The sequence below is a fragment of the Pseudomonadota bacterium genome, assembly GCA_038533575.1.
Taxonomy (GTDB): domain Bacteria; phylum Pseudomonadota; class Alphaproteobacteria; order Rhodobacterales; family Rhodobacteraceae; genus Shimia_B.
Genome location: JBCAYL010000002.1, coordinates 229674 through 243436, shown reverse-complemented (window position 1 = coordinate 243436; position 13763 = coordinate 229674). Strand labels below are relative to the sequence as shown.

Sequence of the window (13763 nt, the reverse complement as noted above, 5' to 3'; positions counted from 1 at the left end):
CCAAAGGGGAAGCCGTCTGCGAAACATGGCGCGCCCGACAGGTGCTTGATTGTTGCGAGGCATACCATTGCCCCACGGAGCTGGCCAGCCGACATGCCCTAACCAAAGAGATCGTAGATCGCGCTGTCGCCGGCAATCTGAAGATTGATTTCTGACTGAGCGCTCCCGTCGACGAGGGCCCACATGATCTGACCCGTCGGGATATAGACAATGAAAGCCTCCTCGACGCCGGCGATCCCCGCTCTGGGCGTTTCCACCACCGAGACACGGAAGTCGTCACGCTCGGCGCTAGCGTTTCCGAAAAAGAGAACGTCACCGTCCGAGGCATTGTAATCCTGCACCCAGTCTGACCCGTGATCGAAGATACCAATGTGAAAGAACTTGTCGGCGCCGGTTCCTCCGTTGATCCGGTCATAACCCCATCCACCATTGACGAAGTCATTGCCGGGGCCGCCGAACACCAAGTCAGAGAGCCCCGATCCGGTCATCACATCATCGCCGATATTTCCGATGATGAAGTCCGCGCCTGCGCCCCCCGCGATCGTGTCGTCCCCAGCTTCGCCTCGAAGCTCGTCGTTGCCCTCGCCTCCCTCGATTTGATCACCACCATTGCCGCCGAGGATGAGGTCGCCCTGATCTCCACCGTCCAGCACATCGCTTCCGTTTCCGCCTTCGAGCCTGTCGTTGCCGCCTAGGCCGAATATGAAATCGTCCCACTCACTGCCGACGAGAGTATCTCTGGCTTCCGTACCTATTAGCGTGACGCCAACGTTGGGATCTTGATCTGGGTCAGGGTCGGGATCCGGGTCAGGTTCGGGATCCGGGTTGAGATCGGCGCCCTCCAGCGCAGGATGGTTGAGCGGGTCTATCGTGGGGCGATCGGAAAGCTTCAGCGCCGACGCGGTGAAATCAGCCGGATCGAGTGCAGCGCCTGTCGCTGCAATGACTTCGAAACTGTACGGGCCAACCTCGATGTTCGCGCGGGTCGACGCGTCGTAGAAATCGACGCGCCCGAGTTCATAGAGGGCCAAGATCGGCGAGAGATCGATCCGGTCTTCGTCTGGTTGAAAATCCATGATCCGCCCGAGATCTCCGTCGCTCGGTGCCACATCCGGATCGAGAACCGGATCGAAAATGAAGACGTCCGCGCCCGCGCCGCCCGTCAAATCGATAGGGCCCTCGGTGGCAATCAGGATATCGACCTCCTCACCGCCTGCCATCGTGGTCTGTCCCGGACCACTGCGCTGCGCCCCTGCGAAATTCGTCAGGTCCGCCTCCAATACAGTGATCCCCGCCTCGCTCGAGGAGCCCGCGAACACGGTGAGCCCGGCCGGGGATACTCTTGATGCGAGGGTTTCCACGTTTTGGAGGGAGGTGTCGGTGCCGTCCGCGATTGCGGAGAGGTGATGCAGGCGCCCGCCCGGCAGAAGGGCGAAAAGGCTGACCCCGTCATCGGAGCCTGCCGCCAGGACAAAGACATCATCCCCGAGCGTGACGACATCGAGGGCAACGACATCGCTGAAACGGGTCCGGAGCGTATCGAACACCCGGTCCACTGCGGTCAGAGCGCCGGTTTCATCGATGCGGATCACGCTGAGGGAGGATGTCCCAGCCGCGGCGAGGACGAGGAACTGCACACCGTCCACCTCGGCCACGGCAAGCGCGGTGGGCTCCCGGAAGGCGAGCCCCTCTTCCGCTGCGAGCGTGTTCGCGTGCTCCACGTCGCCATCGGCCTCGATACGGTAGCTGCTGATGGTCTGCTCGCTGTTCTCGGCTACGAAAACGTACCCTTGGCCGCCGATGAGAGACGTCGCCAGCGCGGTTACTTGCCCGCCTGCGTCAAGATCATCTGCGCCAGACATCCCGAAATCGGAGTCGATCCGCGTCCCCTGGACGCTCTGCCCGCCGCGATCCGCGGTAAAGAGATAGCTTTGACCATCGGCGGTGAGGGCGCTGCTCAAATGAGCCCCCAGGGCGTTGTCCACCGCGATGCGGCTCTCCTCAAGCTCTCCCGTCCCGCTCTCAATTTCATAGGCGCCTGCCTGATGTCCGAAGACGCCTCCAGTGAGAAGATGCGGGCCCGCAGGGCCATCAAGGACTTCGAGCCGCGTGAGGTTTTGCAGGCTCGGGGCGGCCGGCGCTTCGATGTGCTGTAGGAGCGTCGGTGAATCCATGCCTGCGCCGAGAGACCACGCATAGATGGCCCCATCACGACTGGCGGCATAGAGCCAGCCCTCTTCGGCCCGCGTGAGGATGGCGAGGCTGGTGATGTTTCTGAGTTGGCCGAAAGCGTCGACCCCATGCAAGGTCACGACCGGAGCGAGCCCAGGCATCTCGTTTGTCCCCCGATGACAGCAGGGAGTGGCCTGTCATGGCGGGGGCTATCGTTCAGTTACTCGAATGTGGCAATTCTATGAACAGTGCCTCGGAATGCGCTTAAATTGTTCGGGCTTCGACATGCAATTCAGCGGCCGTGGCGGCCGGCGGCGGAAGCCACAGCGCACTTTCTGTATCGAGGAGCGGCGGACCAAAAGTGCGCCAAAGCCAGCAATCCAACGGCGCGTCGCCTGCCAATGAAGATCCGCCCCCCCACGCGCCGAAGTCCGCTAGCAGGCACCTCCAGTGACATTTCTATCTCGCTGCGCGGCAGTCACCCATGGTCGAGCCGCGAAGCAGGTTGCGAGACTGCTCTGATCTTGCTGAATGAACGGGATGATCGCGCATAGTGAAGGCGGGTCCGCTGCCCATGAGCGCGCTCATGACGACGGTTTTCGTAGCACATGGTGCGGCAAGGATGAGTTATGAAGTTACTTTTCGTGCATCAGAACATGCCCGGCCAGTATCGCGAAATGCTGCGATGGCTGGTGGCGATCGGGGGGCATCAGATCGTCTTCCTGACCCAGCGCCGCGATGTGAAGCTGAAAGGGGTAGCCGTCCGCGTCTATTCCCCGATCCACAGGCCGTCGGACGACGCCTTTGGATTGTCCAAACCATGGGAAGAGAGTTCGGCCGCCGGCTACAGCGCGGCGGCGGCGGCCCGAAAGCTCGAGGACGACGACGGGTTCGTGCCCGATATCGTCATCGGTCATACCGGATGGGGCGAGCTGACATTCTTCAAGGATGTATGGCCTCACGTTCCGATCATCGGGTTCTTCGAATATTACTACCAGCTCACGGGCGGCATCGTCGGCTACGATCCCGAAGAGCCCGTGGGCCCACACGCGGCCTACTTCGCGCGTGGCCGGAATGTCGTCCCACATATGAACATCGAGACGGTCGACCAGGGCATTTGCCCGACCTACTGGCAACGAGACCGCTTTCCGGAGAGCTTCCATCACAAGCTCTTTGTCTGCCACGACGGCATCCGCACCGACCTTCTCCAGCCGGATCGCGAGGTGAGCTTGCGACTGGAGCGCCTCGAACGACCGCTGACACGCGATGACGAAGTGGTGACCTATGTGGCGCGAAACCTCGAGCGCGTGCGCGGCTTCCATGTCGTAATGCGTGCGCTGCCGCAAATCCTCAAGGAGCGGCCGAAGGCTCGTGTCATCATCGTGGGGGGTGAAGAGACGTCCTACGGTCGTGATATCGAACACCCGAAAGGCCTGCGCGGCCAACTGGCCGAGGAGCTTGGGACGAACGTGGACTGGAGCCGTGTCCATTTCCTCGGACGTGTGTCCTACCCTGACTTTTGCAACGTCATCAAGCTCGGGCGGTGCCACCTCTACATGTCGATGCCCTTCGTATTGTCCTGGTCCCTCCTTGAGGCCATGTCGATGGAGGCCACGGTCATCGGCTCGGACACAGAGCCGGTCCGCGAGGTGATCGAGCACGGAAAAACAGGTCTTCTGGCCGATTATTTCCGCCCGGAGACGCTGGCGCGGCAGGTCGTCGACGTTCTCGCGCGCCCGGATGACTATGCCCATATCGGCCCTGCAGCACGGGCGCAGACAGTGGAGCGCTATGACTTCGCCACGCGATGCCTCCCCGAGCACGTCGCCCAAATCAACGCGCTCGTTCCCGAGGCCCTCGCGCTGAAAGTGCGCATTCCCGGCAGCTGAACACTCCCACGGCTCTCTCGTTGCGCTTGCGTAGGTGGCCTTAAGGCGCCTCCGGGTCGATGAAGGGTGGAACGCCCCTCTCGGCCCGCTCTCGTAGCCAATCAGCCCTTTCTGTCTGCCATGCTGCGAAGCGCGCCTCGGCCTGGGCATGGTCCTGCGCGCTCCAAGCGCAGCGTGGCGGGACGGATGCCGGACGTGCAAAGGCAATATCTCCAAAACCGTCCAGCATCTGGTCATGAAATGCCGCGCTGTCCGACAGGCCATCCCAGAAGGAAGACGCCACGCTGCTCCTGAAGAGCTGGGCGTTCTCGTCCTGATAGGCAAAGAGCCACCTCCGCAGCCTCTCTGGCCGCTCCATGGGTGCGCCCCGATGCCGTTTTGCCCGGTAGATCCAGCGCACCGCCGCCTTGGGTATCGAAGGCCGGCGCGTTCTCTCCAAGATATCGGATGGCGCCGGTAGGCCCGAGTCGCGCCAGAAACTCCCCGGCAAACGGTCTTTTTCCGCCTCGAAGCTCCGACATGAAATCGGGAAATGAACCGCGTACCCCTCCCTCAACTCGCGATACTGAAACCTTTTCACGAAGCTCTTTTGTGCTTTCTTGAAGCCTTCGATGACCGGATAGGAGACGGCATTCTCGGCATACATGGATTCTGCAAAATCGCTCGGCTGCCGAAAATAGACGACGGCCTCGGTGTGGAACCCGGCGAAATACTCTGCAACGCGGGCAATGTAGGCCCTATGGCCTTCTGCAAATGACGCAGCCTGTGGCACGACGTGCCTGTTCAGTGACTCTGCGCTGAGCAGGATTGTAAAGTCATCCGGTATCTCTTCGAGGAGATGCGTTCGAAACCTTTGGAGGTTCTTCTTGTCACGCGGACGAAGCCCGGCAAGGGCATTGAACAGGCTGAAATGCGCATTCGCGCTTGGTAAATGCGAGGGATTACCGAAGAACTCCCAGCTCCTCGGGTAGTAGACTCCCTTCTTGAAAAGATCGTCCCGGTTCTTGGCCGCTATGCTCTGGATCGCCGTCGTGCCGGTTTTGTGCATGCCGGCGTGCAGGATGAGCCGCTTCATTCAGTCGGTTCGACACCGGCCTTCTGTCGCGCGAACGGCAGTCTCGGCAGCTCCACCAGCCGGGACTGAAGCTCATCGCGGCCTTTGAAGTTGCTGTATCTGTCGCGCGTCTGCTGGTCTCCGGTTTTCCGGATCCCCTCGATGACCTTCTCATCGAGGGCAGGAACGCCCAGCCGTTTGAACACCCGCTTCGTAGCCGTTCGCATCTCTTCAGGATCGCTTGAATAGAGCTCCTCGTAGGAAACGGCGACTGGAGCCGCGCCCGCCTTCTTCAGCTGTCGCCAAGCCTTCTTGAGCTTGTTGTTTGCCCGCGTTTCATGCGCGATGAGGGCGTCCACGTCCAAGGGCTTGTCGAACGCCGAAGGATCCTCAGAGTTCTCCGAAGCCTTCTTGGGGCCCCAAGCCTTTGTGCGCATGGCGTATTCCATCGAGAGGAGCCGCTGCATCGGGTCCTCGCGAAAGAGGAAGACAGGGGCGTAGCCCGCGCGATGAGATGCTGCGATCAACGCTTCGCTGATGGGCCAAGGGATCCGTTCGACACAGTGCTTCATGTTCTTGCGCTTGGCGCAGATGACGTTGATCGACCGATGGAGCGCGTCCTCGTTCTGGTCATCCAGCCAAGCCTGCGTGACGGCCCCGCATTCCCGACGGCGGTTGAACGGCTCATCCTGATACTTCTCGTTCCCTGAATGCATGTTGAGGTGCTTGTTCAGGTTTGTTCCGCCCGTGCGCTGCAGGGTCCATATCACGAAGGGCGTGTCGAAAAGAGGCGCGGACATTGCGAATTCCTATCGTGAGACGTGGTTCAGAAAATTGCACCATCAAGATGTTTTACAGCATCGTAGTTTGCAACAAGCTCGCGGTTCGACTTCTTCTTCTGACGGATGAGGCCGACCTGCTTCGGAGCCGGGCTTTTCAAGGACCCATAAATCCTCTCCAGCGTCGTAGCGCATTCGCCCGGAGATCCGGCGATATCTTCATAGAAGATTTCCGTGTAGTCGGCGGTGCAAAAGAATTCGCGTGCTCGGGACACAAAGTCTGTCTGGCGTTGCCGGAACGCTGCCAGTTCCTCTGGATCGAGCTCGATTGACTCGACTTCGTGTGCAGGCGTTCTCTTGAACTCCTGCCATTGCCCCGTTTTTCGGGCCATGCGCTCCGAAAGGAACACGTCAAACGCATTGCGACGGATCAAGTGGACCACCCGGTCGTTGTCCCGGAAGTGCTCCCGCAGAGCGGTGTTTTCGGCGTCATGGTAGTAAAAGATCTTGGCGACCGCAGCGCTCTTCCCGCTCTCACAGCTCTGCTTGATCCTCTTCCAGAGCGTCAACGGATCCGATATTTGGAGGTCGATCACCTGCTCGCGGGACACACCAAGCTGCTCGGCTAACGCGTCCAGATTGTCGCCGCCCCTCCGAAAGATCTCCTTCACGACGAAGTCGTCGGGAAAGCACTTCTTGTACACTGCCAAAAAGAAATTCGTCCCGGATCGCGCCGAAGAGAGCAATATCGTGGATTTTGGCATACCAGCCTCGAACTTCACTCGCTGCCCACGGGGCAATCGTGGCTTACCCGCCAAAACGCGTCATATGCAACCGCGAACTATGGTCTTAAGGGTTGCTCTAGAAGCGGCAACTTGCTCACCTCCTCGAATACTGCGACTTTCCGCTGAAGCGGTGAGACCGTGGCAGACCCGGATGCGCAAATGTCCAGTGACTTCTCAGTTTCAGCGGCCACCATGCGATCCCTCTGGGAGGCGCCGCTTCTTTGGCGTGCAAGGCACCTGGCTCCTTCAGCCTACCTCGATCATCTTTCTTTCCTGTTCTGGCTGGTAAGCGATCTCAAGCCCAGTAGAATTGTTGGCGTGGAAGGCTCCGAGGGAACCGCGTACTTCGCCGCCTGCCAGGCAGTAGATCAATTGGGACTTGATACGACCTGCCTCGCGTTTTGCACTGTCGAAGACGAGGACCGACAGGCTGCGCTCGAGGCCCAAAATGCGGAGCATTACGCAGACTTCTCCACGCTTGCATTTGCCGACACGGAAAACGCCGCGGACCAGATCACCGCAGGAAGCGTGGACCTGCTGATACTTGAGCGTTTCCCCTCGACGGATGTGTTAGGGGCATTCGAGGAGGCATGGCTCCCCCGGCTCAGTTCCCGAGCGGTTTTGCTAATCCCGGGCTTCGCCGACCCGGACCTCGACAAAGCCAGCGCGGACCGGCTGGCCACGCTGCGTGGCACTTACCCGAGCGTTTCGTTCTCTCACGGTCGCGGACTCGATGTGTTGATGATTGGCAGTGCTCCGCCGCCGCGGCTCGCCGATCTATCGCAGACGACAGAACACTGGCATTCGGTGCAGCGCTTCTTCGAACGCATTTCCGAGCTTCACGTACTCAAGGCGGCACGAGACAGGGCGGAAGAGGCGAGCAGAGGCGATCGCGCTTGGGCGATGCGCCTAAAGTCAGAAAAGGAAACACTGTCTGTTGCCTACCAGACCCGCCACGAGGCCGCCGCACGACTGCAGGCCGAATTGTTTGACCGCAGGTCCGAAGTGGTCGAGCTGAGAAACCGTCAGAAGCTGGATCGCGTTGTGTCGCACCAGTCCGCTGAGGGCATCGCGGAGCAAACGGCAGCCCTGAAAACCGCGCTGGAAGGACAGAAAAAGCATAACGAGGCGCTGCGGGGCCAGATTGCAACTCTTCAGAAAGACCATGCCGATACGGTCCGCTACTACAGGGACGAGATCGCGGCGATGGCGTCCGTGAACGAGGCACAGGCGCGGAGACTTATAGAAATCGGAGGCGCTGCGGGGCAACCAAGCGCTGCTGACCTTAAGGCGCTCTTGCGAGATCGCTTCGAGGAGATCGCGGCCCTGACGCGGGCGCTCGAAGCACAGCTCGAGGAGACATGAAGATCGACACGTCCCACGAACCGCAACTGACGTTCCCCGACGAGGAACTGGCTTTTCTCAAGCATCACTACGGCAATGCCCGGGTAATATTGGAATACGGGTCAGGCGGATCGACACTGTACGGCGCACGACTCCCGGGACGCTTTATCATGAGCGTGGAAAGCGACGAACAATGGGCGCTTAACCTGCAGCGCTGGCTGGATGCAGAGGATCTGCAGGGTCAGGGCGTGATACATTTCTGCGATATCGGCCCCACCGGCATGTGGGGGCGCCCCGAAGGAGTGGCGCATTGGCGCAAATTTTACCGATACCCCTCCGATATCTGGAGCAAGACCTATTTTCGCGACCCCGACTTGGTCCTTGTCGACGGACGGTTTCGGGCCGCGTGCTTCATCGCCACATTTCTCCGGATCAAGAAACCGACCACGGTATTGTTCGACGACTACGTCGACCGTGCGGCCTACCACATCGTCGAAAAGCTGGCCCGCCCTGCTGAAACGCGCGGACGCATGGCCCTCTTCCGTTTGGAGCCCGGCCCACGGCCGATGTGGGTCCACGACCTCTTCATGGAGGTCCTCGGCGACGTTGCTTTGGCGAATGCCGACAACTTCCAGTATCCTGCTCACAACATGGGGGTTTATCCCCTTTTGGCTGACTTGAAACTCTCCTGAACCGGGGGTAGCCGACCGCATGGCGGACCAGCTTGCACAACCAAAGCTTGCTCGAGCGGATCTCGTCTTCGAACCGTCCGCCGAGGACATCGCCATGGTGCGCGCCTCGGAGTACTACGACCCCAAGTGGTACTGCTCGACCTACCCAGACACGGAACTCCTTGGAATGGACCCGTGCCTGCATTTCCTACGGTATGGACGGCTCTTGCGGCGCGACCCGGGCCCTGGCTTCGAAACCGGCTTTTACCTTGATACCTACTCCGATGCAGGTGCAGGAAATCCGCTCCTTACGCACTTGCGCGCGCATGACCGTGACAGGCGCCCTGTGACACGCGCCGCTCTTCTGGCGCGCATGACGGATTTGGAGCGGGACATGCGGGAGCAGTGGTGCGCCGACGGCCCCAGCGCGCCGCCCTCTCGCAAAATTTCCTACTGCACTCCGGTCATGGGCCGTCTCGATGACCTCAAGGGCACGCTTGACTGGAACCTCAAGGCGAACGCTGAATTTCGGGATCAGGTCGAGTTCCTCATCGTGGTCTTCGACGCGGACACCGAGATCCGAGATTGGATCGCGGGCAATTTTCCCGAAGCCATAAGCGATGGCTATCTGCGCGTTGTGCGCGATGTCGAGACTCTCGACAGCTGGCATTTCGGGAAGGCAAAGAACGCCTTCCGAGCGCATCTGCGCGGGCAGGTCTACTCTAGCCTCGATGCCGATAACTTTGTGACAGCAGGCGAAACCCGCATGCTGCTCGATCTCCTCATGGCCTATCCGGCGGGGTTCATCTTTCACCATTTCAGCGGGAATTGGGGAGATGGCACGAGCGGGCGGATCAGCATGCCCACCTCGATCTACAGGCATGTTGGATACCATGGACTTTCCATGCCGCGCCAGTTCGATGAGATCGACGTTATCCTCGGGGCCATGACCGAGTTCCCCGCCCTGCCCTTCATCGGGGTCAGCGAAGGAAAGCACATATTCAAGATCTCGGGGAGCGCACGGAACTATCTGCAGGACGAGAAGCTCCCAAACAGGAGGGCCTTCATCGGAAAAGTGGCGGACCATCGATCGCCGCTGAACCCACGTGGCGCGGATTACGTGAGCACAGAGGCGCTCTTTCGCGAGATGGGAAATTTCAATGCCGCCCTGAGCGTCCAGAGGCATTCGAAATCCGAGGACTTGGCGCCGAAGTATCGGTCCCGCGTCCAGACCTACAAACATCGGCTGATCGAGGCGCTCCCGGCAGACGGCATCCTGCGAGACCTGTTCCATATCGAGCCGCTCCCGGAGATAGACCCGATCACACAGCGGAGCATCTGCGCCGTGGCCTGTGTGCATAACGAGCAGGATTTCCTATCGAGCTTCGTGAACCATCATCGCAAGCTCGGGGTTACGCATTTTCTGCTCATCGACGATCATTCGACCCAGCCTGTCAGGGATCTCGATCTGGGAGACAATGTTCTCGCGTTGCGGCCCAAGATCGGCACTTTCAGGACCTGCAAGACACTTTGGATGGAGGGCTTGATCAAGGCCCTCGTTCCCGCTGGTACTTGGCTCTGCATCCTCGACGCGGATGAAATGCTTCAGCTGCCTGCGCCGTTCGGCACCCTCGGCGATTTGACGGGCCACCTTGCGCAGCAAGGTCGCGATTTTGCCACCTGCCTCCTACTCGACATGCTGCCCGATCTGCGGATGCCGCCCGATGGCACGGACATAAGCGAGGACGATGTCACAGCCACCTTTGGCTGGTTCTGCGACATGCCCGGCCCGGCATCGCAGACCTATCGAGAAACCGGATCTATTTCCTGGGGTTTCGGGCCCTATGCAGACCTGTCCTGGCGCTTTGATGCCCGGTTTCACGCCTTTGGAACCTTCGATTCCCTGCGCAAACTGTCAATCTGCCGATACCAACCGGGTCGACATCTGAACCAAGGCTTTCACAGCTTTCACTACACAGATGACACGCCCCAACCGGGGCCAGACATCTGGACCCTCAACCCGATCGTTCCGGTGTTTCACTACAAGCTGGTGAAGCTGTTCTCGGATGCCCACCGGTCCCGCATGCTGCAGCAGGCGGAGGGCTATCACGCCCGGACCCAGCAAAATATCGGCCGCATTTTCGGGGAAGGCGCGGAAGGGGCGGTCGCAAAGCTCGCAAGCCTTGCGAGCCACCTCAGGCCAGCTTCGGATGCGCTCCTCCCCGGCGTTTTCGCGCAGAACAGACAAACGACCGAGGACGCCTGAGGGCGATTCCCGCATGTCGCAGGAGTGCAATCGTCCGCACTCATCACCCGCGCCTGGCAAACGCGCCGAAGCGGAGAGCTCTATTGTGTCGGCGGCTTCTGTTCGGCGCGCGCCTGGAGTTCGGCCATGGCCTCTTCAAGCGGGACTGGCGGATTGGCCTTGATCCAGTCGTTCGTGTCGCGGCGCGCGTTGATATACCAGTAGGAGCGCGGCTCCATCCGCACGGCAAAGAGCCTGTCGCGGTCTTCCACGAGCGGTTGCAGCGCTTCCACGAGCCTCTTCGGGTCCACGGTGTTGAGATTAATGAAGGCGCCGTTTTCGCCCACCTGATGCGCCCGAAGGCGGGTCAGCTCCTCGCGAAGGGCTTGGTAATGCTTCAGGCCATCTTCGTGGCTCAGGTCGTATGTCAGATAAAAGATCGCCACGTTGGCCTCCGTGAAAAATGCATTCAGTCATGAAACAGCGTACATGCATCGACGAAACTCGAGCAACGCCTCGATGCGGCGGCGCCAACTTGGCGTTGCATAGTTGCACGGTTTAGCTCCAAGGAATGCTCGGTCGAAATCCGTATCTACTTTCCAGGATCTCTGCCTCCCCGGACAGCGCATCACGACACCGCTCAAGGTCGATGAATTCATCCTTGGACTTGGGCTCAGCATTCACATGGCGGGCCCTGGTGCTTTTGGGCGCAATCCTCTCGATCCCAATGAACTGATGAATTTCGAGCGCCACCGTTTCCGGATTTTCAACAATTCGGTGAAAATCAACGAGCATGATGTCGTCCTCAAGGTTGGCACGCGCATATGCCTCCAACTGCATGTGGTACGTAGAAACACTGATGCAGAAATCCACTTGCTTTGGCGTCAGCGTTTCCGGCGACCAGCGGCCCTGCTTGAAGTTGTGGTAGATGTGAGAGCGTATGCGCTCGACAGGATCTCGCAGAATGTAAATCATGCGGATTGGGCCAGTATAGTCGGCAATCCGCTCCGGCACGCCCGACATCATTGGGACTTTGGTGTAGTTGGGCGAACTGTCGAGTTGAACGGAGTGCCTTTCTTCGTCGAATTTCGGAAACTCATTGAGATACGCCTCGGGCATCGGACCCCGATCCTTCCGAAAGAAATCGAGCTCTTTCTTCCGCCCGGGGCAAATCTCGGGATGTTGTGAAAGCATGCCATGCAGGGTCGTCGTGCCGGCCTTCATGGCTCCGAGGATGATTGCGGTCCGCCTGCTCATCAGCTTGTTTCCCTGCAGATATTCATGCCGGTATTTGTCAGACAGCGCCTGCCTTGAGAGCCTTCATCTGGGCCGTCAACTAATCCATTCTCTGGTCGCGCCGAATACGCTGATCGATGTCAGGGCGCCCAAAGCGACGGTCAGGATCACGATCATAGATGGCAATCAGTCTCTGGTGCTGGTTGCGGCGGAAAGGCTCTCGCACGACCATCTTGTAGTTGGCCTTACGACCCATCCATCCCGTGAGCTTCTCGTAGTCCACAGGGTCATGGATGTGGCCCTTGGTCCAATTCTCCGGCCATTTGAAAGGAACCGAGATGATCAGCGTTTCGGAGAGCTCCTGCAACCGGCGCGCGAAGGCAGCGGCGTCTGGAACATGCTCGAGCACTTGGAAACAGGTGCAGAGATCGAAAGTCTTGTCGAATGAGAGCTTGTGGATGTCGCCCTTGATCCCCTGCACATTGTCCGAGCTGTAGGGCACACGGATATCGACCGAGCGACGGTCCTCTATCCAATCGAACCATTCGAGATAAGGGCTGTTGCCTGACCCAACATCGAGAAGGCTTTTGGCATCGCGCCCAACGACGCGCAGGATGTATTCGATGTAGCGGTAGTACAGAAGATCGGACCTGTCCCGCCAGTAATCACCGCTGGAGTAGCGCGAGGTGTTCTTGTCCGTCTTCACGCTTGATGGTGCTGTCATGTCGAGGCCTTAACGATGATGCGCGTCAGCCATACCAGCAAGACTTGGCGAGCACTACTTACCTTCCGCAACCAGCTCGATCGTGCAGCGATTGCCGGCCGGGATCGCGAGATCGGGGTTCGGAAGCACCGCGCGCAGGCCAAAGGTGCTCGACGCCGGGTCGAAAACCTTGTCGATTACCGTGACTTCCGCCTCGTATTCTCCACCGGCGGGCTCCGCCGGGCGAATGAGGGCAGTCATGCCCTCCTCGAGCCCGGCAAAGACAGAAATCGGCAGAAACGCCTCTACGTGCAAGGGGTCCAGCTGGGCAATCCGGACCACCGGACGATCCTGATCCGAGAACTCGCCGATGTAGAGAAGCCGCTCGATGACCACGCCATCAATTGGGCTGACGACCGTCCGCTGGCGCAGGATTTCTTCCGCGCGGCGCAGCTCCATACCGGCAATTCTCTGCCGCATGGCAGCGATGGATAACTCGCGCTCCGACACCGAGACAGAGGCCTCCGCCTCGTCCAGATCCGCCTGCGGAGCGATGTTGCGTTCCACGAGGCTGTTCGTCCGCTCCGCCCGGCTCCGGGCCAGCTCCAGCCGCGCTCTCTGCGCCTCGATCTCGGCGTCCGACGCAGCCTGCTCGCGCATCAGATCGACCGTCGTGCGTTCGATGCCGGAATCGAGACGGGCGAGAACCTGCCCGCGGCTGATGAGATCCCCGCGCGAGACATTGAGCTCGCGGATCAGCCCGCCGGATGCGCTGGCGATCTCCACCACGAGCGCCGGTTCGATCACGCAATCGAAGATCTCCGCCCGCCCGGGGTTCGGCATCAGGAAGGTGGCGGCCACGAGGTGACCAATGACCATCGAACA

12 protein-coding genes are annotated in these 13763 nt (G+C 60.0%); 4 read left to right on the top strand and 8 right to left on the bottom strand.

The genetic code is table 11. The annotated features are described in order from the left end of the window. Nucleotides 1-98: 98 nt before the first annotated feature. Nucleotides 99-2333, bottom strand: coding sequence for a hypothetical protein (locus tag AAFM92_12920; protein ID MEL7301277.1), 2235 nt, complete (start codon nucleotides 2331-2333; stop codon nucleotides 99-101). A 468-nt stretch (nucleotides 2334-2801) separates the two neighbouring features. Between AAFM92_12920 and AAFM92_12915 the strand changes: the two genes are divergently transcribed. Further along, nucleotides 2802-4061 (top strand): glycosyltransferase, encoded by a 1260-nt coding sequence (locus tag AAFM92_12915; GenBank protein ID MEL7301276.1) that lies wholly within the window; start codon nucleotides 2802-2804, stop codon nucleotides 4059-4061. Between the two features lie 40 nt (nucleotides 4062-4101). Here AAFM92_12915 and AAFM92_12910 read toward each other — a convergent pair whose 3' ends face one another. Genes AAFM92_12910 through AAFM92_12900 form a run of 3 tightly spaced genes read right to left on the bottom strand, consistent with a single transcriptional unit; the run spans nucleotide 4102 to nucleotide 6658 of the window. Next, nucleotides 4102-5136, bottom strand: a complete 1035-nt coding sequence (locus AAFM92_12910) for a hypothetical protein (GenBank protein ID MEL7301275.1) — start codon at nucleotides 5134-5136, stop codon at nucleotides 4102-4104. Beyond that, complete coding sequence (locus AAFM92_12905) at nucleotides 5133-5915, bottom strand: hypothetical protein (protein ID MEL7301274.1); 783 nt, start codon at nucleotides 5913-5915, stop codon at nucleotides 5133-5135. The genes AAFM92_12910 and AAFM92_12905 overlap by 4 nt, the downstream gene beginning before the upstream one ends. A gap of 26 nt (nucleotides 5916-5941) precedes the next feature. Then, complete coding sequence (locus tag AAFM92_12900) at nucleotides 5942-6658, bottom strand: hypothetical protein (GenBank protein MEL7301273.1); 717 nt, start codon at nucleotides 6656-6658, stop codon at nucleotides 5942-5944. 159 nt (nucleotides 6659-6817) lie between these two features. Here AAFM92_12900 and AAFM92_12895 point away from each other — a divergent pair, with 159 nt between their 5' ends. From AAFM92_12895 to AAFM92_12885, 3 genes are read left to right on the top strand one after another with little or no spacing between them, the layout of a single operon-like run. Beyond that, complete coding sequence (locus AAFM92_12895; protein ID MEL7301272.1) at nucleotides 6818-8044, top strand: hypothetical protein; 1227 nt, start codon at nucleotides 6818-6820, stop codon at nucleotides 8042-8044. Then, entirely contained in the window at nucleotides 8041-8715 is a 675-nt protein-coding gene (locus tag AAFM92_12890; protein ID MEL7301271.1) for a hypothetical protein, read from the top strand. The genes AAFM92_12895 and AAFM92_12890 overlap by 4 nt, the downstream gene beginning before the upstream one ends. Nucleotides 8716-8734: 19 nt before the next feature. Beyond that, entirely contained in the window at nucleotides 8735-10960 is a 2226-nt protein-coding gene (locus AAFM92_12885) for a glycosyltransferase family 2 protein (GenBank protein MEL7301270.1), read from the top strand. Nucleotides 10961-11040: 80 nt separating this feature from the next. On the opposite strand, the gene AAFM92_12880 is transcribed toward AAFM92_12885, so the two are convergent. From AAFM92_12880 to AAFM92_12865, 4 genes are all read right to left on the bottom strand, one after another. Further along, the gene (locus tag AAFM92_12880; GenBank protein ID MEL7301269.1) at nucleotides 11041-11385 is read right to left on the bottom strand and encodes a hypothetical protein; all 345 of its coding nucleotides are present in this window, start codon (nucleotides 11383-11385) and stop codon (nucleotides 11041-11043) included. 112 nt (nucleotides 11386-11497) lie between these two features. Beyond that, nucleotides 11498-12196 (bottom strand): sulfotransferase, encoded by a 699-nt coding sequence (locus AAFM92_12875; GenBank protein ID MEL7301268.1) that lies wholly within the window; start codon nucleotides 12194-12196, stop codon nucleotides 11498-11500. Nucleotides 12197-12275: 79 nt separating this feature from the next. Further along, on the bottom strand, nucleotides 12276-12899 hold the full coding sequence (locus tag AAFM92_12870; protein ID MEL7301267.1) for a methyltransferase domain-containing protein: 624 nt from the start codon (nucleotides 12897-12899) through the stop codon (nucleotides 12276-12278). A 54-nt stretch (nucleotides 12900-12953) separates the two neighbouring features. Beyond that, complete coding sequence (locus tag AAFM92_12865) at nucleotides 12954-13757, bottom strand: efflux RND transporter periplasmic adaptor subunit (GenBank protein MEL7301266.1); 804 nt, start codon at nucleotides 13755-13757, stop codon at nucleotides 12954-12956. Between the last annotated feature and the right edge of the window lie 6 nt (nucleotides 13758-13763).